This window comes from Nonomuraea sp. N2-4H, assembly GCF_045291505.1.
Lineage (GTDB): Bacteria > Actinomycetota > Actinomycetes > Streptosporangiales > Streptosporangiaceae > Nonomuraea > Nonomuraea fastidiosa.
On sequence record NZ_CP147987.1, the window covers coordinates 322,623 to 345,090 of the forward strand.

Here is a 22,468-nt window from a genome sequence, read left to right on the forward strand (position 1 = left end):
GCGACAAGCTCTCACGGGAAAGCGGCTCTCGCCGGTCCCACGCAATAGGCTGGCTGAATGCCTCGGAAGAGAGCCACGATCCGTGAGGTGGCGCGGGCCACGGGCCTGTCGCCGGCGGCCGTCTCCTACGCACTGCGCGGCCTTCAGGTGTCGGAGGAGACCATGGAGCGGGTCCGCGCCGCCGCCGCCGAGCTCGGCTACGAGGCCGACCCCATCGCCAGGGCACTCGCCAGCGGCCGCACCGGCATGATCGGCCTGCTGTGCGGCTCGCTCGAAGACCTGTGGCAGCAGTCGCTCGCCGTCGGCATCAGCAGGGGCCTGCGGGAGAAGGACCGCTACGCCCTCATCCTCGACGCGGTCGGCGACCCGGCCCGCGAGCGCGCCCTGGCCCAGCAGCTCCGCGACCAGCGCGTCGACGGCATGATCGTGCAGCCCATCGATCCCGCCGCCGCGTTCTGGCCCGAGCTGTGCGAGTCGGTGCCGGTGGTGGCGATCGGCGACTCCATCACCGGTACGGCCGGTGAGGTCGTCTTCGACAACCGGCGCGGCGTCACGCTCGCCCTGGAGCACCTCCACGCGCTCGGCCACCGCCGCATCGCCGTGCTCACGCCCACCCGGCCGAGCACCCCCGACCGGCCCGCCGACGTCCACGTCTCGGCCGAGGCCGAGCGCCTGCGGCTCGACATCGAGCTGACCACCGCGCCCCACGACCTGGCCGGCGCCACCGCGACCGCCCTGCGGGTGCTGTCGGGCGAGCAGCCGAGCGCGGTGTTCTGCTTCAGCGACTCGATCGCGTACGGCGTCTACGCGGCGGCGGCCGAGCTGGGCCTGTCGATCCCCGGCGACGTGTCCGTCATGGGCTACGACGACCATCCGATGTCGGGGCTGCTCAGCCCGGGGCTCACCACGGTCGACTGGGACATCGACGGCATCGTCAGGGCCGCCGTGCGGCTCATCGCGGCGGCGGCCGACGGCGGGGCGCGCAGGCGGCGGGTCGTGCAGAAGCCGACGCTGCGCGAACGCGGCTCGGTGGCCCGCCGCTCCGGGGCCTGACGGAGCTACGCGCGGGGCGGTCATGTCGCCGGGGCGGCCCGGCGCGGCTGGCGGGGTTCGCGCGGTGGTCAGCCCGGCATGGTGCGGTGGGGCTGGTGCGGTGGTCAGGCTGGGGCGTGGTTGCGGTGGGGCTGGTGCGGGGTGGTCGCCGGGAGCGGCTTCAGTTCGGGAGGGCGCGGGTGAGGGCATGGCGCGACTCCTCAAGGTCGGCCGTGAGCGGGCGGTCGGGCGCGGGGGCGTCGAGCGCGCGGGCCGCCGCCGTACGCTCGCAGGCCAGCACGATCTCCAGCGGCTCCAGGCAGCGCAGCGTGTGGCGGGCCGCCTGGGTGGCGAAGCCGGCGTGGTCCTCCGCGCCCCGCGAGACCACCGCCGTGCCCGTGGTCACCGGCGCGGCGAGGTGGCGCAGCTCGGCGACCGCGTCCTGGGCGACGTACTCCAGGATCAGCATGCCGGACGCGCCGGGACGGTCGGCGAGGAAGGGCAGGCGGCCGGTGTAGGCCGGGTCCATGAGCGTGGCCAGGCGGGCGGCGCTGAGCTGCGCGGTCTGCACGAGCGCGGGCCGCAGCGCGTCCAGCGCCAGCGCCACGGGCGCCGAGTGGAAGTTGCCGTTGTGCCAGGCCAGGTCTTCGGCGAAGAGCGGGTTCTCGGCCGAGGCGTTGAGGTCGGTCTCGATCGCGGTGACCGCGCGGTCGAGCGCGTCCACGGCCGCGCCGTGCACCTGGGCGAAGGCGCGGAAGCCGTACGGGTCCTGAACGCGGGTGCTGGGCTCGTGCGCCACCAGGCCGCGCAGCGCCGCCGCCACCGCCGCCTGGCCGGGGTGCGGGCGCGCCTCGTGCACGACGGCGGCCAGCGGCTCGGCGGAGGCGTCCACGGCGGCGAACGACATGGCGGCCACCTCGATCGCGGCCTCCATGAGCCGGCGCAGCCGGTGCACCGCGATGGCGGCGTCGGCCAGCGTGGCCGCGCCCGAACTGATGAACGGCAGCGCGTCGCTGGAGGCGAGCGGGAAGCGCGGCTCGGGCGCCGCCACTCCTGGCTCGCGGTTCCAGGGCAGCTCGCCGAGCAGGCAGAGCGCCGTCGTGGACAGCGCGGTCAGATCGCCGGTGCCGATCGCCCCGTACGTGCGCAGCGGCGGCGTGAAACCGTGGTTGATCGCGTACGCGAGCGCCTCGCACACGCCCGGGTCGATGCCCGAGCCGCCCGCGAGGAGCTGGTTGAGCCGGACCACGAGCATCGCCCTGGCCCTGGCGGGTTCGACGGGCGGGCCCGCACCGCACGCGTGGCTGCGCAGCAGGTCGAGGCCGCCGCCCTCCAGGAGCACGTCCCGGTTCGCGCCGACTCCCGTGCTCCTGCCGTACACCGGGCGGCCGGTCAGCTCCTGGGCGGTGGCCCACGCGGCCCGGGCCCGATCGAGGGAGGCGATCGAGACCCGGGCCCCTTCACAGGCGGCCTCGTGCACTCGCGCGCACGTCAGGCCGGAACCGTCGAGCTCCATGGATGGTGCGTGTCTAGTCGCCGTCGGGGACGAACGCGCTGAGCAGCCAGCTCACCACGCTGATGATGATCGCGCCCCAGAAGGCGGCCGGGTAGAAGTTGTCCACATGGAAGGGGATGCCGAGCTCGCCCGCTATCCAACTCGTCAGCAGCAGCATCGCCGCGTTGATGACGAGCAGGAACAGGCCCAGCGTGAGCACGATGATGGCGCAGCCGAGCGCTTTCACGATCGGCTTGACGATGGCGTTGACGACACCGAAGATCAACGCCACGAGCACCAGGACACCCCAGTACTTGGCCGAGTTCGCGGGGGCGTCGACCTCAATGCCGTCGAGCAACTGGATGGCCACCCACAGCGCGACTGCCGCTGCGAGCGTTCTGATGATGAATCTCACGCTGGTTGATCCTCCCACTTGAGCTCAGTGGTCGATAGGGGCGCCGTCAGAACGATGCCCGCCGATCACTCTGCGTAGTCTCCGGTTATCGACGGACATCGGGGGGAAGAGGCGTGCAGGGGAGGAACCGACATGGACGCGAACGGGCTCGAGTCGTTGCCGGCCGCCGAGTTGCACGACCGGGCGGTGCGCTACGCCGTACGCCACGGGGACCTGGGGTTCCTATGGGAGTTGCTGAAAGTGATCCCGGCGGCCGAGGCCGCCAGCGGTCACCACGATGAGAGCGCCAACGACCTCAGCAGGGTCTCGGCGCTGCTGAGCGACGCTCTCGTGGCGGGCGAGGGCAAGCTGGGCGAGGCGCTGCGCCCGATCTATCTCGACTACCTGCGTAAACATCCGGATGCCTGAGCGCCGGGGGCGCGCACGGGTCTCCCGTGCGCGCGCCCGGTCAGAGTCGTGAGCGGAGCGTGACGTGCGGTCCGCGTCACGCGGTGCGGACCGGAGGGGGTGAGGCGCGGCTCGGTCAGCCGGCCAGGCGGGCGCGCCGGTCGTTGTAGGTCGCGAAGCCTGGCGTGGTCAGCTCCTGCCCGTCGTGCAGCACGATCAGCGTCTCGTAGCAGCCCTTCGCGGCCAGCTCGTTCGCGAAGCGGCGGGCCTGGATGGGGCCCATGGCGTACATGGCCGTCGCGTACGCGTCGGCGAGCCCCAGGTCGGGGCCGATGACGGTGACCGAGCCCAGCGTGTCGCGGACCTCGCCGGTGTGCGGGTCGAGCACGCGGGACCCGCCGGAGGTGGCGATGCCGAGGTCGTGTGCGAGCACGGTGCGGCGGATCTTCCCGGTACGCGGGTCGCGCACGGGCACCCGCCAGCGCCTGCCGGGGGCGTGGGAGCCGCGCACGCGTACGTCGTTTCCCGCCGTGATGCGGTGGTCGCCCGCGCCCGCCTGGAGCAGCGCGCGGGACAGTCGCTCCAGTGCCCAGCCCTTGACGTAGCCGGAGGGGTCGGTCACGCCCTTGATGCGGGCGTCGAACCAGCCGCCGGTGGACTCGCTCAGCTCGTCGCAGCGGTGCAGCACCTCGATCAGCTCGGGGATCTGCTTGAGGGTCAGGCCGCGGTTGAGCCGGCTGATCTGGCTGTCCTCCTTGGCCGGGCTGAAGGTGTCCTCGGCCCAGCGCAGCCAGGCGAAGGCGTCGTCCATCAGCGGGGTCAGCTCGCGCGCCGGAAGCGGGGTGCGGATCTCGATGGTGACCGGCCGGCCCATGAAGGTCTCGGTGCGGCTGCTGCCCGGGAAGGACGCCGCCGTGGCCGGTGTCAGGGGAGCCGTGGCGGGCTCGGCGATATGAGAGGTCATCGCGGACTCGGCGATGGAAGTCGTCACGGACTGGAAACGATCAGAAGTCGTCATCTTGCCTCCTTGTCCGCCGTCCACGCTGTCAGATCACTCGTATGGTAAGCCTAAACCTTGAGGTCAGAACTGAAATGGATCTGTGACCTTGGCACGGCCAGGCGCGACAGCGCCCCACCTACATAACGCTGAAAGCGGCGCGGACCTGCTACCACCACCTCGCGCTCGGCGATGTCGGGAATCTCACGTCCGAGCCCGGACGCGCTCACCCGCTCCTTGGCGCGCGGATCGTGCTCGGCGCCCTCCACGAGGATGACGCGGTAGCGGGCCTGCAGCTCGCGCAGCTCGTCGGTGACCCGCTCGGTGCGGTAGACGGCGACGGTGCCCGGCTCATCCGCCAGCCGCTCGTGCAGCGTCCTGGGATCGAGCCCGGTCGCGATCAGCAGAGACGGTCTGGAGGTCCGGGGCGCGCGGTGGCTCAGTACGGCCATCACGGCCGCGGCCGCGTACAGCAGGAGCGAGCACACCCGGCCGAAGCCACTGACGGCGGTCGTCCCGCCGAACTCGTGCGCCACCAGCAGCGCTCCGGTGAGATAGCCGCCTAGCCGCAGGCGCTGCCTGGCCTCCTCGGTGCGGAGGTACGCGGCGGCCTTGACGGTGACGAAGCCGAGGGCGACGAGCAGCGCCGCCGCGGCGTAGGCGGAAGGAGTCCACGGAGCGCCGAAACCCGGCTGGATCGCCCCCAACTCGGCGATCGCGACGCCGCTCCAGAAGAGGATCGGCCCCTGTTGAGCATTCGCCTCGCTAGCCATACCTCAACCTTGCGGACCGAACATGAAAGCCGTCTGAGTAGGGTCTAGAAACATGGCTAACGTGCGTGTGGAGCGGACTGAAGACGGCGGATTCCGGGCGACGAACGCCCGCGGCGCCGAGGTTGCGATCGGCGGCGGCGATCAGGAGGGGGTGTTCACCCCGGTCGAGCTGCTGCTGGCGGCGGTCGGCGGGTGCAACATCGTCACCGTCGAGCCGCTCACCGCCAAGCGGGGTCACCGGCTGGTGCGCCTGGCGATGACCGTCGAGTCGGAGAAGATCGAGCCCAACAAGCTGGGGACGGTCACGGTGACGTACGACGTCGAGCTGCCGTCGGAGGAGGCCGGCGAGGTGTTCGAGGCGGTCGCCCACCGGGTGCACGAGAAGTACTGCACGGTGAGCCGGTCGTTGCAGGACGGCACTGAAGTCCGGTTGGAGCTTCCGTAGTTGGGATTAAACAGATATTCGACCCCGTTATGACGCGACCGTTGCATTCGTCTCGGTAGCGTAGTAGCAGGTCAGGAGCACTGGCGACTGACCGCGAGGACCTTCACCGATGCGGACGCGGAGGGGGACCGCGGGCCGCAAAGTGCGGGACCGCCTGCGTTTTGGGGAAGACGCCGGCCTGTACCGCCGCCGATCGGGCCGGGCAGATTTGGGGGAACTGCCCGGCCCGATCCATGCGTACGCAACCCCCGGCCGGATCCAGGCGTAATCCCTCGGCCGACTCGGGACCCCTCGGCCCGAATTCGGGACCCTCGGCTTGATTCGGGACCCATTCCTGATTCGGGACCCCTCGGCTCGATTTGGGGCCCTCGGCCCGGCCCGGGACCCCTCGGCCCGGCCCGGGACCCCTCGGCCCGACTCGGGCGTAATCCCGGTCCGACTCGGGCGTAATCCCGGTCCGATCCCTGCGTTACGCCGGCCTGATCCGTGCGTATCCTCCGGTGAGTGAAGAAAGTTCTCATTGACTGCGATCCGGGGATAGACGACGCACTCGCCCTGGCGCTGGCCGCCGGCTCGTCGGACGAGATCGACCTCGTGGGCATCACCACCGTCGGCGGCAACGTGGACCTGGAATTCACCACCGCCAACGCGCTGGCGCTGCGCGAGTTCCTGCGGATGGGCGACGTGCCGGTCACCCCGGGCAGCGCGGGCGCGCTGCTGCGCCGCACGGTCCGGGCCGCCGACGTGCACGGGCCCACCGGGCTCGGGGACGTCGTCCTGCCCGCCCCCACGCGGGGACCCTCCGAGGGGCACGCGGTCGACTTCATCGTGGAGACGCTGCGGGCCGCGCCCGGCGAGATCACGCTGGTCGCGGTGGGGCCGCTGACGAACATCGCGCTCGCCGTACGCCGTGAGCCGCGCATCGTCGAATGGGCCCGCGACTTCGTCATCATGGGCGGCTCCTTCACGCGCGGCAACCACAACCCGGCCGCCGAGTTCAACATGCTGGCCGACCCCGAGGCCGCCGCGATCGCCTTCGAGGCCGGGTGGACGGTCAAGATGCTGGGTCTCGACGTGACGCTGACCGCCGCCGTGACCTCGCCGGTGCTGGAGCGCATGCGGCCGCTCGGGCGGTTGTCGGAGCTGCTGGTGCCGGCCGCGCAGTACTACGGGATGGTGACGGCCGAGGGCGGGCCCGCGATCCACGACGCATGCGCGGTCGCGTACGTGCTGCGGCCGTCGCTGTTCACCTGCGTGCCCGCCGTGGTGAACGTGGAGACCGCCGGGCAGTACACCAGGGGCATGACCGTGACGGACTTCCGCGTCGAAGGCCGCCAGGCCAACGCCCTCGTCGCGACGTCCATGGATGTGCCGGCGTTCTGGGACCTGGTGCTGGGGGCGTACGAGAAGCTGGCGGCCCGCCTGGCGTGATCGTGTCGTCAGGGACCGGATGAGCACGGATGTGCCTGGGCGGCGCGGGCACTGTCCGAGGGCTGATAGAGTTAACCCCGTTGCGCCGCTAGCTCAGTTGGTCAGAGCAGCTGACTCTTAATCAGCGGGTCCGGGGTTCGAGTCCCTGGCGGCGCACCACAGCAAAACCCCAGCTCGGGATGACCGGGCTGGGGTTTCTTGCGTCTGCGGCGCTTTCGCCCCAGGCGGTGGGGCGTCTTCGCCCCAGGCGGTGGGGCGTCTTTGCCCCGGGCGGTGGGCGTCGCCGTCTTCGCGTGGGAGGCGGGCAAGACCGGCACGAGGTGCCGTGGACGCGCGGCCTACGTGATCGCAGCCGGCCTCGTCCTCATCGGCTCCCTACGTCCAGCAGACGAAGACTGCACTCCTGAGAAGGCGGTGAAGGGGTGGACGGCGTCGCGAAGGCGTAGGCACGGCAGGAGCTTGCCGCGTCGCCTCGGGATGGCGTCGTCACGGTGGGCGCTCCACGGCGGGAACGGCTGTGGCGGGCCGCGCATGCGGCGGGACGGCGGGCGCCGCGTTCAGGTGCCCGCCGTGGGGTCGCCAGGACGGCCGGTCAGGCGGGGCGTTCGTCGACGCCGACCGCGCCCACGCCGGTGGTGAGGATGCCGCCGCAGTAGCCCTGCGACTCGCCGGAGCCGCCGGGCTCGAGGCGGACCCACTCGCCGACCACGTCAGGGGCCATGCCGCAGACCACCACGGCGCGGAAGATCCACGCGCGGCCCGTGCGGTTGGTGCAAGACGCGATGCCGAGGTCGCGGTCGATCGCGTGGACGAACGTGTGGCAGTCGAGGTGGGTGGCGGCCGCCGCCGGCGACGCGGTGAGCCCCATCGTCAGCAGCGCGAACGCGCCGGCGGCCGCGGCCATCCGGATGGTCATGGACATTGCCCCTCCTGGACGAACGATCGAACATCACTTTGCGTGGTCGATCGTAAGCGAAGGGTGATGGCGTTGCCTAGCGGTAGTAGCCCTCGACGGGAACCCGGGCCTCGTCGTACAGGGCCGGGCCGGTGCTGGGCGGGTCGGTGAAGGCGCTGCCGGGCGGCTTGAGCCCGTCGAGCTGCTCGCCGGACAGCGCGTACACGACCCGGCCGAGCCCCGAGCGGGCGATGGCCCCTGCGCACATGCCGCACGGCTGGCAGCTGGTGAACATGGTGGTGGCCGCCGCCGTGTCCGGGTCGAGCTCGCGGGCCGCCCAGCGGGCCAGCTTCAGCTCGGGGTGCGCGGTGATGTCGCGGTCGGTGAGCGTGCTGTTGCGCTCTTCGGCCAGGATCGTGCCGTCGGGGCCGGCGAGCAGCGAGCCGAACGGCGGGTTGCCGCCCGCCCGCGCCTCGGCGGCCAGCTCGATCGCGCGGCGCAGCAGCCGCTCCTCGTCAGGTGTCACGGTCACCGGCTCCTCCTCGTCGTCGGGGTCTCCGCAGCCTCTCACAGGGGACGCGGCACTCCGCCACCCAATAAAGGGCATCCCCGGTCATTGCGGGCGCGTCGCCACTCGATAAAGGTGCGTCAGGAAGGGCGCGGCGGCCCGTCACGTCTCCTGGAGGCGGCGGATCATGGCCTGCTTGGCCGCGGCGAACTCCTCATCCGTCAGCACCCCCGACTGGTGCAGCCGGCCCAGCTCGGCCAGGCGGCGCAGCACCGCGTCGTGCACGTCGTCGGCGGGCGGCGCGGGCAGCGGCTGGGGCGGCTCGGGCACATCGCGCGGCAGGCGCGCGAGCACGGCCGCGGCCACCAGGGCGGTGGTGCCGCCGTAGCGCTGCACGCCCCACGAGACGCAGCGCGGGTCCTTGTCCGGTGCCAGGCCGGGCCCGCCGCCCTTGAGGCGGAAGCGCAGGCTGCCGTAGCCCATGCCGGACTGCGGCTTCCACTCCACGCTCGCCACGTCGGTCAGCGGGAACTCCTGCGGGCCCAGCTTCTCCTTGTCGCTGCTGGCCCAGCCGGTCCACTCCAGGCGGATGCGCTCGCCGTCGAAGGAGACCGTGCCGTCGCCGGCGGTGGCGGTGATGGGCACGTCGGGGACGCGGACGAGGTAGTGCTCGCAGGGGCCGCTGGGCGTCTGGAAGACCCGCAGGGTGTCGCGCACCTCGTCGGCGAAGTATTCGGCCGCGCCCGTGCGGCCCTTGGGCACGGCCAGCCGGTACGGGTCGGCGGGCGGCGTCAGCGCCCCCGCGACCACGTCGTAGAGCGCGTCGGCGCCCTTGCGCAGCCTTAATCTCAGGTGGCCGCCCTTGCGCCCGGGCTCGAACGACACCCCCGCGATGGCCTCGAGCGGAACGTCGATGTCGCCGAGAGCTCTGCGCAGCTCATCGATGCCTTTATCGCTCCCGGGGACGATACGCAGCGTTTCCCCATCAAACGTCCACGACCCGTCGGGCACCGCGATCTCGGCCATATTCTCAGCCTAGGACACGCGCGCGGCACGATCACAGACGAAGGAGCGCGATGGAGATCTTCACGAGCTGGCCGTCCTGGGCGCACGCGGAGGGCCCGCTGGCCGCGGCGCTCCCCGCGCCCACCGTGGACGCCCTGCGTGACGCGGTCGCCTTCGCCCGGCGCAGGCACGGCGTGCAGCAGCGGCCGACGGGGCGGCCGTACCTGGAGCATCTTCTCGAGGCGCTGGAGGTGGCGGTGCGCGGCGCCGGGCTGAGCGACAGGGACGTGCTGGTCTCGATCGTGCTGCACGACGTCCTGGAGGACACGCCCTGCACCGAGGCGGAGGTCGCGCGCCGGTTCGGGCCCGAGGTGGGCGCGCTGGTGCGGTGGGTGACCAGGCCGCCGGGCGGTGCGAAGGCCGACCACCTGGCCTCGCTGGTGAAGGCGCCGCCCAAGGCGGTGCTGGTGAAGCTGGCCGACCGGGTGAGCAACGTACAGGAGCTGCAGCGCATGCCGTGGCGGTTTCAGCGGCGCTACTACCTGGAGACGGTCGCGTACATCATGCCGCTGGCCGGGGCCCATCCGTGGTTCGCGACGTGGTTCGCCGAGTGGCGTGGACACTGGCGGCGCGTCGAACGCTGGCCGGCCTGACGACCCCAGCGGATGCGATGAGCGGGCCCCTCGCAGGAGGCCCGCCCCGCGTGCGCGTCACGCCTCGGCGTGCACCGCCCGCTCGTTCGGGACGCAGTGGGTCATCTTCAGGTTCTCGACGTCGCGCGGCCCGTTCCTGCCCAGCTTGGCCAGCCGGTCGCGGTCCTCGTCGGTGAGGTCCTGGCTCTGCAGCGGCTCCAGGTGCGAGACGTCGTCGGGTGTGATGCCGAGGCCCTCGCCCACGCGCAGGCCGAGGTCGTCCTCGGCGAGCAGGAAGTGCCAGACCATGCGCTCCTGAATGGGCCGGTCGCACTGCTGGAGGTTGGTGACGAGGTTGCCGACGAGGTCGTCGCGCTCCCACTCCTCCATCAGCAGGTACCGCTGGCCTGCCTGCTTGTAGTCGTTGGTACGCGGGATGCGCTTGCGGGTGAGCCTGCCGGAGACGACCGGGCCGACCTCGTCGGGGTGCGGATAGTGCGCCTCGCGCAGCCCGCCGCGCAGCGACGGCTCGTAGTTGATGTGCGGGTCCTCGCCGCCGGTGTCGACGAAGTACGTCATCTGGCCGTCGCGCTGGTTGGTCCTGCATTCGGCCTTGGTCTGGTTGACCGGGAGCTGCAGATAGTTGGGCCCGACGCGGTAGCGCTGGGTGTCGCTGTAGGAGAACGTGCGGCCGATGAGCATCTTGTCGTCGGAGAAGTCGAGCCCGTCGACCAGCACGCCGGTGCCGAACGCGGCCTGCTCGTTCTCGGCGAACTGGTTCTGCACGTTGCGGTCGAGCACCATGCGGCCGACCGGCAGCGCGGGGAACTCGTTCTCCGGCCAGACCTTGGTGTCGTCGAGCGGGTCGAAGTCCAGCTCGGGATGCTCGTCGTCGGTCATGATCTGCACGCGCAGCTCCCACTCGGGAAAGTCGCCGCGCTCGATGGCGTCGTGCAGGTCCTTGGTGGCGTGGCCGAGGTCGTGCGCCTGGACGGCGGCGGCGTCGGCCTGGGTCATGCTGCGCACGCCCTGCTTGGGGATCCAGTGGTACTTCACCAGCCGGGTCTCGCCCTCCGCGTTGACCCACTTGTACGTGTTCACGCCGAAGCCCTGCATGTGCCGGTAGTCGGCGGGGATGCCGCGCGGGCTGAAGAGGTTGACGAGCATGTGCATGCTCTCCGGCGTCTGCGACATGAAGTCGAAGATCCGGTTGGGGTCCTGGCGGAACGTGACGGGGTCCGGTTTGAGCGAGTGGATCACGTCGGGGAACTTGATGGCGTCCCTGATGAAGAAGACGGCGAGGTTGTTGCCGACGAGGTCCCAGTTGCCGTCCTCGGTGTAGAACTTGACGGCGAAGCCGCGCGGGTCGCGGGCCGTCTCGGCCGAGTCGCGCCCGCCGATCACGGTGGAGAAGCGTACGGCCACGTCGGTGCGCTTGCCCTCTTCCTGGAAGAGCTTGGCCCTGGTGTAGCGGGCGATCGGCTCGTCGCCGAGCTTGCCGTACGACTCGAAGTAGCCGTAGCTGAGCGTGCCCCTGGCGTGCACGACGCGCTCGGGGATGCGTTCGCGGTCGAAGTGGCTGATCTTCTCCAGGAACTGGTAGTTCTCCAGCGTCGCCGGGCCGCGCGGGCCGATCGTCCGCTGGTTCTGGTTGTCGTAGACCGGATGCCCCTGCCGGTTGGTGAGGATGGGGCGCTGATCGTCCGGCCGCGAGCCCTGACCCGAAACGTCGGTCATCGTACCGATTCCTTCCCCCTTGCGTAGTCCTCCCCGCCTGCCCGCGAGGCTGGGACGGAAACAGGGGGAGCCCGGCTACGGGCGGCGGCTGCCGGGCGGCACCACCTGGAGCGCCGTCTCCAGCACGGTGGCCTCCTCCGGCGTGAGACGCTCGAGGAAGTGGACCAGCGTGGCGGCCTGGTTGCCGCTGGCGGCCAGCGCGTGGCGCATCAGCTCGGCGGTGTAGGCCTCTTTGGTGGAGACGGGCTCGTACATGTAGGCCCGCCCGACCGGCTCGCGCCTGAGCAGGCCCTTGGTGTGCAGCTTGTCCATGACGGTCATGACCGTCGTGTACGCGATCTCCCGCTCCTTGCGGAGGTCTTCGAGCACGTCGCGGACGGATGCGGGCCTGCGGTAGGACCACATCCTGTCCATGATCGTGGCTTCGAGCTCTCCCAGGGGGCGTTTCATGCCCCACATGTTAAAGCGTGGTCACGTACGGACCTCGCCGCTCCAAGACTCGGTCAGCGGCTCACGCCGTCGGACGGCCGCCGCAGCAGGTCGAGGTCGGACCGCCGGGGCAGGCTCTCCCAGTCGCCCTGCGAGGTGACCGCGAACGCCCCCGCCGCGCACGCCGTGGCCAGCCGGTCGGCGGGCTCGGCGCCGGCCAGCCAGTCGGCCAGCCACCCGGCCGCGAACGCGTCGCCCGCGCCCACCGAGTCGACCTCGGTCACCTGGTACGGCTCCGCCCGCAGCACCGCGCCGTCGGACAGCTCCATCGCGCCCTCGGCGCCGAACTTGATCAGCACGTGCCGCGGCCCCCGCTTGGCCAGCTCTGCGGCCAGCTCCTCGGCGTCATCGACGTCGGCGATCAGCCGGCCTTCCGCCTCGGTGGCGAACAGCACGTCCACCTCGCCGATGACCTCGCGCAGCCAGGCACCGGCCTCCTCGGGGCTCCACAGCGCCTTGCGGTAGTTGACGTCCAGCGAGATCGGCACGCCCGCGTCCTTGGCCACGGTCATCGCGTGGCGCACGGCCTCGCGCGCCGACGCCGACAGCGCGGGCGTGATCGCGGAGACGTGCAGGATCCTGGCCGACCTGATGAGCGCGGGGTCGAGGTCGTCGGCGCACAGCCGCGAGCCCGCGCTGCCCTTGCGGTAGTAGCGCACGTCGATGAGGTCGGCCGTGCGCCTGCCCTTGATCATCAGGCCGGTGGGCGCGCCGGGGTCGGCGATGGCCCGCACGTCGACGCCTTCGCCGGCGAGCGTGAACCTGATCAGGTCGCCGAACTCGTCGGCTCCCACCCGGCCCACCCAGGTGGCCGCGTGGCCGAGCCGGGACACGCCGATCGCGACGTTGGACTCCGCGCCGCCCAGGCCGAGGTCGAAGTCGCGGGCGAAGCGCAGTGGCCCCGTGCGCCGCGCCGCGAACAACGCCATGGTCTCACCGAAGGTCACCAGCTCAGTCATCGGATCGTGCTACCCAGCCCTTCCTCGAACCAGCGCCGAATCCCGGCGACCCGGCCGGTCCCGTGGCGGCGCGTCCCCCACACCCTAGCGGGGCGCTTTCGCGCCGCCGCCGGGGCATGGAAGGGACCGGTGAAGGCCGCCGCCGGGGCATGGAAGGGAGCGCTGAAGGCCGCCGGAGCCGGACGCGACCCCGGACCGGCCGGAGCGCGCCCGGGGCGGCGCGCTCCGGCTCAGGTGCACGGCTCCGGCAGGTGCGGAGTCTCAGCTCTGCGGGCGGCGGCCCAGCTTGTCGGTCCAGCCGAGCTCTTCGAACGTCACCCGCGTGGCGTCCTCGCCCTTCTCCGCCACCGCGTACTCCAGCAGCTCGGCGGTGTCCTCATCGACGACCAGCCGGAACTCGTACCCGTCGTCGCTGTCCACCGCCACGCTGACGCCCTCGCGCCCCGCGGCGTCCTTCACCTCGCCGCCGGAGCGGATGCCCGGCTGGTCGGCGAGGATCCGGAAGACGGCGGCCCGCGTGCCGGGGCTGGTCGGCGCGGTCATCAGATCGACGGCGGTCTGCCACAGGTAGAGGTCGAACTCCTTGTCGTCGTCCGGCAGCCGGTCGAACTGGGCGCGCAGCCGGGCGGCCAGCGCCTTCTTCGACGTGGGCAGGTCGCCGACGTTCTGCAGGGTGATGTCCATGTTGGAGATCGACAGCGGCCTGGGCAGGGTGTCGTCCACGCTCTGAGACCGGTCATCGAGCAGCTTCGGCGAGCCGAGCCTGCGCCACTCGGCCTCGTCCTGCGGCGTGGGGAAGACCACCTCGCGGTCGGAGCGCTTGGTGCGGTTGGTGCCGCCCGCCTGCTTCGGCCGCCACTGCTCCTCGGTCTCGACGACGTACGCCTTGAACGGCGGGCCGTCGGGGTAGACGCTCTCGCGCAGCTCCGCCAGCTTCTTGTTGTACTTCTCATTGATGGCGACCAGCTCGTCGTCCTTCGCGCCGGTCCTGTCGATCTCGGCCTGCTCCTGGCGCTGCAGCTTGGCCACGCCGTCCCAGAACTTCTTCGGCCAGTAGCCGGTGGGTGAGGCCGTGCGCTGCCGCACGTACCAATAGGAGCCGGAGCCGGGCTTCTCGCGCAGGGCGGTGTCGGCGGCGGCGAGCAGGAAGGTACGCGCGTCGATCTTCGCGGTCGGCGACGCCCCCGCCTCGCCGGTCGCGACCTGCGAAGTGCCCGGAGGCGGGACCTGCGCGGGCGGCGTGCCGGTGAGCACACCGGTCGAGACGACGACGGCGCCCGCCGTGACGGCGGCGATCGCACCCGCCGCCAGCAGGAACACGGGACGCCGGGCGGGCAGGCGGCGGGGCTCCGGCCGGGTCTCCTCCCGGGCCTCGGCGAACGCCCTGGCGAGATCGCCGTCGCGGCGCCGCCGGTAGCCCGCCTCGGCGAGCTCGTCCAGCTTCTCCGGCTTGAGCCGGGCGAACGTACGGTCGGTCATGTCCTCCCCCTGAGGGTTGTCGTGCGCACGTCAGCTCTCCTCGGCGAATCTGTTGCGGGGTGATCGGGCCGGTGACCTGGCGGCCCGCGCCTCCTGGCGGAGCGCGCGGCCGAGCCGCTTGCGCGCCCGGTGCAGCCGCACGTTGAAGGTCCGCGCCGAGCAGCCCATGACGGTCGCGGCCTGCTCGGGTGTCAGGCCGTACCAGGTGGCCAGGATCAACGCCTCCACGTCCTTGTCGGGAAGGGCGCGCAGGGCGGAGATGGCCTGCTCCCGGTCCACCACGTGCTCGGCGACGTCCCAGGCCAGGTGCTCGTGCTCGGTGGTCAGCGCGGAGATGCGCTCGACCAGGTCCTGACGCCGGTGCCACAGCTGACGTTGCTTGGCGAGTTTGTTACGGGCGACGCCCAGCAGCCACGGCAGCACCTGCTCGGGTAACTCGTCGAGCCGCCGCCAGGCCACCAGGAACGTCTCGCTGCACACATCCTCGGCCGCGCCCTCCTCGACGCGGAGCAGCACGTAGCCGAGCACGTTCCGGTAGTACCGGTCGTACAGCGCGGTGAATCGCTCTTGGGGATCGTCCACACCCAGTAGTCCCTGCGGCCGTCTCTCGATTACCACGGGACCCGGAATTTCTCAGTGACCGGTGAGGAGCGCCGCCGTCTCCTGCTGTTCCGGCACGCCGATACCGGTGAACAGGGCGTGGGCCCGCGCCCAGAGGCGGGCCGCCCGGCCGTCGTCACCCGCCCTGCTGCGGGCGTGCCCGAGCGTCGTCAGGGCGCGGGCGTGCTGCAGCGGCTGCCCCGACCTGCGGGCGTGCCGCAGCGCCCGCTCGCACTCACGTACGCACGACTCGGTGTCGCCGGACGCCAGGTGGGCGGCGGCGCGAAGGCGGTGCGCGCGGGGCAGGTCGAGCGGGTTGGCGGTGCGCACCAGCTCCAGCGCGTGGCCCGCGTCCAGCAGGGCGTCGGCGTGCCTGCCCTGGCGCAGCCTGACCTCCGCGCGTTCCAGCAGCACCTGGTCGAGGCCCATGCCGGTGTCCTCGGCGAGCTTGGCCGCCGTGCCGAGATGCGCCAGCGCGGCCTCCACCCGGCCGAGCCCGGTCTCGGCGGCGGCGGTGCCGGCGAGCGAGGCGATCTGGCAGCGCCGGTTCTCGACCTCCTGCGCGAGGCCGAGCGCGCGGGTGAAGGCGTCGATCGCGCGTACGTGGTCGCCGGCGTCGCGGTGCACCCAGCCGTACGTCTCGTACGTGACCGCCTCGGCGTAGAGCAGGCCCGCCCCCTGGGCCACGGCCAGCGCCTCGTCCAGGTGACCGAGCGCGTCGGCGAAGCTGGCCTGCCGCTGCCGGACGAGCGCCAGGTTGACCAGCGTCAGCGTACGCAGGTGCGCGTCCTCGGGCCGGCCCGTGAGCCCGAGGCAGGCCAGCAGCGACTCCTCCGCCTGGTCGAGGCGGGCGAGCATGAGGTGGGCGGAGGCCAGGTTGTTGAGCACCCTGGCCTCGCCGCGTACCAGGCCGAGCGAGCGGTTGATCTCCGCGGCCCGCCGGTAGAGCGGGATGGCCCGGCGCGGCTCGCCGAGCTGCTTGCGCGCCACGCCGAGTGTCTGCAGCACCGCCGCCTCCTGCTGCGGCCAGTCCGCGCGGCGGCACAGCTCCTGCGCCCGCCCGAGGTAGCCGAGCGCGCCCTTGAGGTCGGCGACGAGCAGGCGGGCCCGGCCGATCGAGTGGCACATCGCCGCCTGACCGCGCAGGTCGCCCGCGCGTTCCGCGGCGGCGAGCGCGGTCTCGGCCAGGCGCAGCCACTCCACGCGGCTGCGCCGGTACTGCAGCAGCACGTCGGTCAGCGCCTCGACCAGCAGCCAGGCGTGCGGCGCGCCGGAGGCGATCACCCCGGCCAGGTTGTCCCATTCGACGTCCAGCCAGGCGAGCGCCTCCTCCCGTCCGGCGAAGGCCACGGGTTCGCCGCCGGGCGTCTCGGGCACCTCGAAACCGGCCGCCGTGAGCGCGCCCGCCGCCGTGCGCAGGTAGTGGTCGTACAGGCGTCGGAGAGCGGCCTCCCGGTCGGCGGCGGAGTCCTCGGCGAGACCGCGCTGGGCCGCGTACTCCCACACCAGGTCGTGCGCGGCGAAACGGTCGGGGCCGATCTCCTCGATCAGGTGGATCCGCGCCGCCGAGCCGAGCAGGACCGCCGCCTGCTCCGCGGTGGTGCCGGCCAGTGCGGCGACGGCCGCGGCGGAGATGCCGGCGCCCTGCGCCAGCCCGAGCAGGCGGAACGCGCGCCGCGCCGGCTCGGGCAGCGCCCGGTACGACAGGTCGAGCGCCGCCCGCACCGCCACGCTCTCGTCACCGTCCACCCGCAGCCGCACCAGCCGCCCGCGCTCGGCCAGCTCGCGCACGTAGTCGCCGATCCTGCGGTGCTCGTGGTCGCCGATCCAGGACACCGCGATGGACAGCGCGAGCGGCAGGCTGCCGCAGAGCGCCACCAGCTCGCGCGACGCCTCCGACTCGCGCGACAGCCGCTCTTCGCCGACGCCCGCCGAGATCAGCCGCAGCGCCTCGTCCTGCTCCAGCACGCCGAGCGTGATGCGCTCGACGCCGTCCAGCGCGACCAGGCCGCCCAGCCGGTGCCGGCTGGTGATGAGCACGCGGCAGCCGGGGTCGCCGGGCAGCAGCGGGCGTACCTGGTCGGGCTCGCCGACGTCGTCGAGCACCAGCAGCACGCGGCGGCCCGCGAGCAGCGACCGGTAGAGCGCGACCTGCGCGTCCAGCTCGACCGGGATGTCCCTGGCCGGATGCCCGAGCCCCTGCAGCAGCAGCGGCAGCGCCTCGGCCGGTGTCATGGGCGCCCGCTGGTCGAAGCCCCGCAGGTCGAGGAAGAGCTGCCCGTCGGGGAACCAGCCGGCCCGCCGGTGCGCCCACTGCAGCGCCAGCGCCGTCTTGCCGACCCCGGCGGGACCGGCCACGAGCGTCACCCGGCCGTCGTCCATGCGGCGCAGCTCCTCCTCGCGGCCCACGAAGTGGCCGGTGACCGGGGGAAGCTGGCGGGGGATCGGCGCCGCGGGCTCCTCCTGAGGCTCCGCCGTACGCGCCGGCTCGCCGGGCCCCGTCGGCTCCGCGGTCTCCGCCAGGATGCGCTGGTGCAGGGCCTGCAGCTCCCTGCCAGGCTCGACGCCGAGCTCGCGTACGAGCCGGTCACGGAACCCCCGGTAGACCCGCAACGCCTCCGGCAGGCGCCCGCCCCGGTGCAGCGCCAGCATGATCAGGCCGTGCGGACGTTCCCGCAGCGGCTGCTCGGCCACCAGCCTGGCCAGCCCGGCGATGACCTCCTGATGCCGCCCCAGCTCCAGCTGCGCCTGCGCGCGGCCCTCGATCGCCTCGACCCTGAGCTCGTCCAGCCGGTGCCGCTCCGCCTCGGCGACGGGGCAGCTCAGATCCGGGTACGGGTCGCCGCGCCACAGGTCGAGCGCCCGGTCGTAGGCGGCGACGGCCTCGGCGGGCCCCGTGCCGCCCGCCTGCCTGACGAGGGCGGCGAACTCGTCGGCGTCCACCTCGACCGTGCCCTCGGGGATGAGATAACCGGGGCTGCGGGTCTCGATCGTCTCGCCGATCGCCCGGCGCAGCTCGGCGACCAGCGCGCGCACCCGGGCGGCCGCCGACGGCGGCGGATCCCCGCCCCACAGCCGCTCGGCCAGCCGCTCGACCGAGACCACGCGGCCCGCGTCGAGCAGCAGCGCGGCGAGTAACGCGCGCTGCCTGCCGGTCAGGCGCACCCCCCGGCCGTCCACGACGGCCTCCAGAGGACCTAGGAGGGAGACGCGGACAGCCTGACAACGCACAGTCAGAGACGCTAGTGCAGCGTCAGACAAGGGATCAATCGGACCCCTCGCCGTTCCATGCGGGATCCATGCGGCGTCCATGCACCCGGCTGTCAGAGTCTGACCAGCACTTCCGTGACTGATTGGGCGCTGAAGAACCGATGAGGCCGAGACTGAAGACCCTCGCCCGCGAGCGTGTCGGGGACGAGCTGCGGCTCGTGTACGACCCCCGCGACCGGCTGGTCCTCACCGACCCCGAGGGGACGGTGGAGAAGCTGCTCGACCTTCTCGAGCAGGGCGGCAGGACGGTCGAGGAGCTCGCCGACGAGCTGTCGCTGCCGGTCTCCGACGTCTCCGCCGCCGTCGCGGCGCTCGACGCGGAACGCCTGCTGGAGGACGGGGACAGCCTCGGCCTGCTCGACCCCGGCGATGCCGAACGCCACTTCAGCAACCTCGCCTTCTTCGAGTCGTTCGGCACCCTCCGGCGCAGCCGCGAGGACCTGCTGCGCCGGCTGCGCGAGTCGCACGTGCTGGTGCTCGGCACCGGCGGGCTCAACTCCAACACCATCCCCCACCTCGCCGGGCTCGGCGTCGGCAAGATGACCCTGCTCGACAGGGACACCGTGGACCCGCGCAACTTCGCCCGCCAGTACCTCTACCGATGGGACGACGTCGGCTCGCGCAAGGTGGAGCGCGCCGCCGACTGGGTCCGCGCCTTCGACCCGTCCATCGAGGTCGAGACCGTGGACATGGGCGTGGAGAGCCCCGAGCAGCTCGACGAGCTGGTCGCCCGCACCCGCCCCGACGTCGTGGCCTCGGGCATCGACCGGCCGGCCCAGATCGACCTGTGGGTGAACGCCGCCTGCGTGCGGCACGGGGTGCCGTTCGTACGGGGCGGCATGTGGGTCACCTCCGGCACCGTGTGGTCCGTCGCGCCGGGCGTCAGCGCCTGCCGCGCGTGCGTGCCGCCGAGCGCCGGCTCGGACAGCCCCGACCTCGCCGCGATCCGCCTCTACCGCGACGGGCCCAGGCCCAACCGCGGCATCGGGCCGGTCGCCGGACTGCTCGGCGCGTACGGGGCCTTCGAGGTCCTGCGCTACCTCACCGGCTTCGAGCCGCCGGTCTACGCGGGCCTGCCGCTCATCATCGACTTCGCGGGCGGATGCGCCACCAGCCGCACCGAATGGACCCGCGATCCCGACTGTGAAGTCTGCGGAGGGAGGTGACCCATGAAGATCGAGATCGTGCGCATCGAGAACACCCGGCTGACCGTCGACGCCGACCCGGGTTCGGACTCCTGATGATGCGGGGCCGCGCTTCTCTCCGGTGTGGAGCGCGGCCCCACACACAAGAGGCGATCACGGCACGTGCCCGCGTGCCACGCGGTTTACCCGCGCTCCCGGAGCCACCCCCCGCCCTTCACGACGGCCCTCGCGCTCCGGGAGCGACCCCCGCCTTCCGCCTCGCTTCCGCACTTCGACAGCGATCACACTTCTTGGTGGTGGGAACCGATGACCGCGTCCACGGACGCCGGCCTGCGGGAGCGGGCCGCGCGGCTGACCGTCGCCTTCGACGGCGAGGCCTGGGTGCTGGGCCGGCCGGACCTGGGCGTGTTCGTCGCGGTGCCGGAGCCGGGCGCGGTCTTCGTCACCACCCTGCAGGAGACCGGGTCGGTGGCCGAGGCCACGGCGCGCGCCAGTGAGAAGGCCGGAGAGCCGGTCGACGGCGACGACTTCATCGAAGGGCTCACCGCGGCGGGCCTGCTCGATGCCGCCACCGCCGCGCCCGACGACGACACCTCCGGGCGCGGCCGCCGTATCAGGTGGATCGAGGGCATCAGCCCTCAGGCCGCGGCCCGCCTGTTCGGGCGTACCGGATGGACGGTGTACGCGGCGGCGCTGGTGTTCGTCATCGCCGTCCTCGTGGCCCGCCCTGACCTGCGGCCCTCCTGGCAGGACGCGTGGTTCCTGCCCAGCATGGGCCTGTCCGTCTTCGGCTGGCTGGTGCTCGGGATCGCGTTCGGCGCGCTGCATGAGGCGTGGCACTGGCTCGCCGGGCGCGCGGTCGGCGTGCCCGCCACGTTCCGCGTCAGCTACCGCGGCATGTACATCGTCTATGAGACCGACCTGACCCAGATCGTCGCGGTGCCGCGCAACCGCCGTCACGGCGTCTACCTGGCCGGGATGGCCGTCGAGATCGTGGTCGTGGCCGTCGCGCTCGCCCTGCGGATGATCATCCCGCCCGGCCTGGTGAGCGACCTGCTCGCCGCCGTCATCCTGTTCAGGGTCGTCGCCATCGTGTGGCAGTGGGCCGCGCTGCCGCTGCGCAGCGACTCGTACGCGCTGCTCGCCAACGCCCTGCGCTGCCACAACCTCTACCGGACGACCTGGCTGACCGTGAAGAACCGGCTCTTCCGCCTCACCGAGGCGGAGGCCGCCGAGCTCGCCGCGTCAGGGGCGCGCGACCGCGACATGGCCCGCTGGTTCGCGCTCCTGTACGTGGCGGGCATGGCGGTCATGGTCTGGCTCTTCCTCACCGTCATGCTGCCGCTCATGCTGTCGCTCGCCCAGTGGGGCCTCGACCGGCTCGCCTCCGGGCAGATCGGGTCCGCCGAGTTCTGGGAGGCGCTGCTCGTCACCGCGTACGTGGCGCTGCGAATCGGCCTGCCCCCGCTGCTCGCCTTCCGGGAACGCCGGCTCCGCCGCGCCGGCGCCCTGCTCTGACCGCCTCAGGCTGACCGCCACGACCCTGACCGCCTTGAGCTGACCGTCGCGACCTGACCGCCTTGAGCTGACCGCCTGGACCTGATCGGCCGCCTGAGCTGATCCGCGGCCTGAGCGGCCTTCCCCGACAACCCGGGCGTATCCCGCGATATCCCCCTCGTTATGATCAAGGCGACCGCAGCACATCGGGGGAGCGAATGACGGATTCCCGGCCGAAGACCCTGCTCGCGATGGGCGCCGACACCGCCGCCCGCCTCATCACCGCTCCCGTGCGCGACCGGCTGCTCGCCGTCGCCGACATCGACCCTGATCTGGTGGCCACCGACTTCGCCGACCCCGCTGTGGCAGAGGCGCTGGCCGAGGCCGAGGTGCTGCTGACGAGCTGGTGGTGCCCGCCCATCACCGCCGAGGTGCTGGCGGCGGCGCCCAGGCTGCGCGCGATCGTGCACGCGGCGGGGTCCGTCAAGCACCACGTCACCGAGGCGTGCTGGGAGCGCGGGCTGCTGGTGTCGTCGGCGGCCGCCGCCAACGCCGAGCCGGTCGCCGAGTACACGCTGGCCGCGATCCTGTTCGCCAATAAGCGGGTGCTCGACAGCGCCAGGCTCTACCGGGAGCGGCCGGGCACGCGGCCCGACCTCGACACGCTGTTCCCCGGGTTCGGCAACTACCGGCGGACGGTGGGCGTGATCGGCGCGTCCAGGATCGGGCGGCGGGTGATCGAGCTGCTGCGGCCGTTCGAGCTGGAGGTGCTGGTCGCGGACCCGTACCTGAAGGAGGACCTCGGCGTCGCGCACGTCGAGCTGGACGAGCTGTTCGAGCGCAGCGACGTGGTCACCGTGCACGCGCCCGACCTGCCGGAGACCCGCCACCTGGTCAGCGCGGCCCGCCTGGCGCGCATGCGCGACGGCGCCACCCTCATCAACACCGCCAGGGGCGCCCTCGTCGACCAGGACGCGCTCATCGCCGAGCTGACCTCAGGCCGCCTGTACGCGGTGATCGACGTCACCGACCCCGACCCGCTGCCGGCCGCTCGCCCCTGTACGACCTGCCGAACGTCCTGCTCACCCCGCACGTCGCGGGCTCGCTCGGCGGCGAGCTGGCCCGCATCGCCGACCTGGCCGTGGACGAGCTGGCCAGGTACGCGCGCGGGCTGCCGTTCGCCCACGGGGTGACGGCCGGGGACCTCGCGATCAGCGCCTGACGCTGCCCGGAGCGGCGGCGCGCCTTCCGGGCGGGGCGCCTTCCGAGCGGGGGCG

Annotated in this window: 21 protein-coding genes and 1 tRNA gene; 9 read left to right on the forward strand and 13 right to left on the reverse strand. The window is 72.5% G+C overall.

What is annotated here, in order from left to right:
- Positions 1 to 57 precede the first annotated feature (57 nt).
- Positions 58 to 1,053, forward strand: a complete 996-nt coding sequence (locus WBK31_RS01470) for a LacI family DNA-binding transcriptional regulator (protein WP_364058737.1) — start codon at positions 58 to 60, stop codon at positions 1,051 to 1,053.
- A 160-nt stretch (positions 1,054 to 1,213) separates the two neighbouring features.
- Here the strand turns inward: WBK31_RS01470 and WBK31_RS01475 are convergent, their stop codons facing one another.
- Positions 1,214 to 2,548 carry an aromatic amino acid ammonia-lyase gene (locus tag WBK31_RS01475; RefSeq protein ID WP_406674212.1) on the reverse strand — a complete coding sequence of 445 codons (1,335 nt, stop codon included), beginning with the start codon at positions 2,546 to 2,548 and terminating at the stop codon, positions 1,214 to 1,216.
- Positions 2,549 to 2,561: 13 nt separating this feature from the next.
- Entirely contained in the window at positions 2,562 to 2,942 is a 381-nt protein-coding gene (locus WBK31_RS01480) for a phage holin family protein (protein ID WP_364058731.1), read from the reverse strand.
- A gap of 132 nt (positions 2,943 to 3,074) precedes the next feature.
- Between WBK31_RS01480 and WBK31_RS01485 the strand changes: the two genes are divergently transcribed.
- Entirely contained in the window at positions 3,075 to 3,350 is a 276-nt protein-coding gene (locus WBK31_RS01485; protein WP_364058728.1) for a hypothetical protein, read from the forward strand.
- 115 nt (positions 3,351 to 3,465) lie between these two features.
- Here the strand turns inward: WBK31_RS01485 and WBK31_RS01490 are convergent, their stop codons facing one another.
- Positions 3,466 to 4,347, reverse strand: coding sequence for an FAD:protein FMN transferase (locus tag WBK31_RS01490; RefSeq protein ID WP_364058725.1), 882 nt, complete (start codon positions 4,345 to 4,347; stop codon positions 3,466 to 3,468).
- A 50-nt stretch (positions 4,348 to 4,397) separates the two neighbouring features.
- Positions 4,398 to 5,099, reverse strand: coding sequence for a hypothetical protein (locus WBK31_RS01495; protein WP_378784963.1), 702 nt, complete (start codon positions 5,097 to 5,099; stop codon positions 4,398 to 4,400).
- 52 nt (positions 5,100 to 5,151) lie between these two features.
- Between WBK31_RS01495 and WBK31_RS01500 the strand changes: the two genes are divergently transcribed.
- The 3 genes from WBK31_RS01500 to WBK31_RS01510 all read left to right on the forward strand — a co-directional run bounded on the left by WBK31_RS01500 (position 5,152) and on the right by WBK31_RS01510 (position 7,134).
- The gene (locus WBK31_RS01500; protein ID WP_364058719.1) at positions 5,152 to 5,544 is read left to right on the forward strand and encodes an OsmC family protein; all 393 of its coding nucleotides are present in this window, start codon (positions 5,152 to 5,154) and stop codon (positions 5,542 to 5,544) included.
- 504 nt (positions 5,545 to 6,048) lie between these two features.
- Positions 6,049 to 6,975, forward strand: a complete 927-nt coding sequence (locus tag WBK31_RS01505) for a nucleoside hydrolase (protein WP_364058716.1) — start codon at positions 6,049 to 6,051, stop codon at positions 6,973 to 6,975.
- An 82-nt stretch (positions 6,976 to 7,057) separates the two neighbouring features.
- Positions 7,058 to 7,134, forward strand: a tRNA-Lys gene (locus WBK31_RS01510).
- Positions 7,135 to 7,567: 433 nt separating this feature from the next.
- On the opposite strand, the gene WBK31_RS01515 is transcribed toward WBK31_RS01510, so the two are convergent.
- From WBK31_RS01515 to WBK31_RS01525, 3 genes are all read right to left on the reverse strand, one after another.
- The gene (locus tag WBK31_RS01515) at positions 7,568 to 7,897 is read right to left on the reverse strand and encodes a hypothetical protein (protein WP_364058714.1); all 330 of its coding nucleotides are present in this window, start codon (positions 7,895 to 7,897) and stop codon (positions 7,568 to 7,570) included.
- A gap of 70 nt (positions 7,898 to 7,967) precedes the next feature.
- Positions 7,968 to 8,402, reverse strand: coding sequence for a nucleoside deaminase (locus tag WBK31_RS01520; RefSeq protein ID WP_364058711.1), 435 nt, complete (start codon positions 8,400 to 8,402; stop codon positions 7,968 to 7,970).
- A 138-nt stretch (positions 8,403 to 8,540) separates the two neighbouring features.
- Positions 8,541 to 9,404 carry a DUF4429 domain-containing protein gene (locus WBK31_RS01525; RefSeq protein WP_364058708.1) on the reverse strand — a complete coding sequence of 288 codons (864 nt, stop codon included), beginning with the start codon at positions 9,402 to 9,404 and terminating at the stop codon, positions 8,541 to 8,543.
- 50 nt (positions 9,405 to 9,454) lie between these two features.
- Between WBK31_RS01525 and WBK31_RS01530 the strand changes: the two genes are divergently transcribed.
- On the forward strand, positions 9,455 to 10,036 hold the full coding sequence (locus WBK31_RS01530; protein ID WP_378784961.1) for an HD domain-containing protein: 582 nt from the start codon (positions 9,455 to 9,457) through the stop codon (positions 10,034 to 10,036).
- A gap of 57 nt (positions 10,037 to 10,093) precedes the next feature.
- On the opposite strand, the gene WBK31_RS01535 is transcribed toward WBK31_RS01530, so the two are convergent.
- From WBK31_RS01535 to WBK31_RS01560, 6 genes are all read right to left on the reverse strand, one after another.
- Complete coding sequence (locus WBK31_RS01535) at positions 10,094 to 11,752, reverse strand: catalase (protein ID WP_364058701.1); 1,659 nt, start codon at positions 11,750 to 11,752, stop codon at positions 10,094 to 10,096.
- A 75-nt stretch (positions 11,753 to 11,827) separates the two neighbouring features.
- A complete protein-coding gene (locus tag WBK31_RS01540; RefSeq protein WP_406674213.1) occupies positions 11,828 to 12,202 on the reverse strand; it encodes a BlaI/MecI/CopY family transcriptional regulator in 375 nt (124 codons plus the stop codon).
- 53 nt (positions 12,203 to 12,255) lie between these two features.
- Positions 12,256 to 13,200, reverse strand: coding sequence for a sugar kinase (locus WBK31_RS01545; RefSeq protein ID WP_364058695.1), 945 nt, complete (start codon positions 13,198 to 13,200; stop codon positions 12,256 to 12,258).
- Positions 13,201 to 13,461: 261 nt separating this feature from the next.
- The gene (locus tag WBK31_RS01550; protein WP_406674214.1) at positions 13,462 to 14,679 is read right to left on the reverse strand and encodes a hypothetical protein; all 1,218 of its coding nucleotides are present in this window, start codon (positions 14,677 to 14,679) and stop codon (positions 13,462 to 13,464) included.
- 30 nt (positions 14,680 to 14,709) lie between these two features.
- The gene (locus WBK31_RS01555) at positions 14,710 to 15,261 is read right to left on the reverse strand and encodes a sigma-70 family RNA polymerase sigma factor (protein WP_364058689.1); all 552 of its coding nucleotides are present in this window, start codon (positions 15,259 to 15,261) and stop codon (positions 14,710 to 14,712) included.
- A 51-nt stretch (positions 15,262 to 15,312) separates the two neighbouring features.
- Positions 15,313 to 18,459 carry a BTAD domain-containing putative transcriptional regulator gene (locus WBK31_RS01560; RefSeq protein ID WP_364058686.1) on the reverse strand — a complete coding sequence of 1,049 codons (3,147 nt, stop codon included), beginning with the start codon at positions 18,457 to 18,459 and terminating at the stop codon, positions 15,313 to 15,315.
- 191 nt (positions 18,460 to 18,650) lie between these two features.
- Here WBK31_RS01560 and WBK31_RS01565 point away from each other — a divergent pair, with 191 nt between their 5' ends.
- The 3 genes from WBK31_RS01565 (at position 18,651) to WBK31_RS01575 (ending at position 22,384) form a co-directional block, all read left to right on the forward strand.
- Positions 18,651 to 19,715, forward strand: a complete 1,065-nt coding sequence (locus tag WBK31_RS01565) for a HesA/MoeB/ThiF family protein (protein WP_406674215.1) — start codon at positions 18,651 to 18,653, stop codon at positions 19,713 to 19,715.
- Between the two features lie 285 nt (positions 19,716 to 20,000).
- On the forward strand, positions 20,001 to 21,212 hold the full coding sequence (locus WBK31_RS01570) for a hypothetical protein (protein WP_364058680.1): 1,212 nt from the start codon (positions 20,001 to 20,003) through the stop codon (positions 21,210 to 21,212).
- Positions 21,213 to 21,409: 197 nt separating this feature from the next.
- Positions 21,410 to 22,384 (forward strand): hydroxyacid dehydrogenase, encoded by a 975-nt coding sequence (locus tag WBK31_RS01575; protein WP_406674216.1) that lies wholly within the window; start codon positions 21,410 to 21,412, stop codon positions 22,382 to 22,384.
- Positions 22,385 to 22,468: the final 84 nt, after the last annotated feature.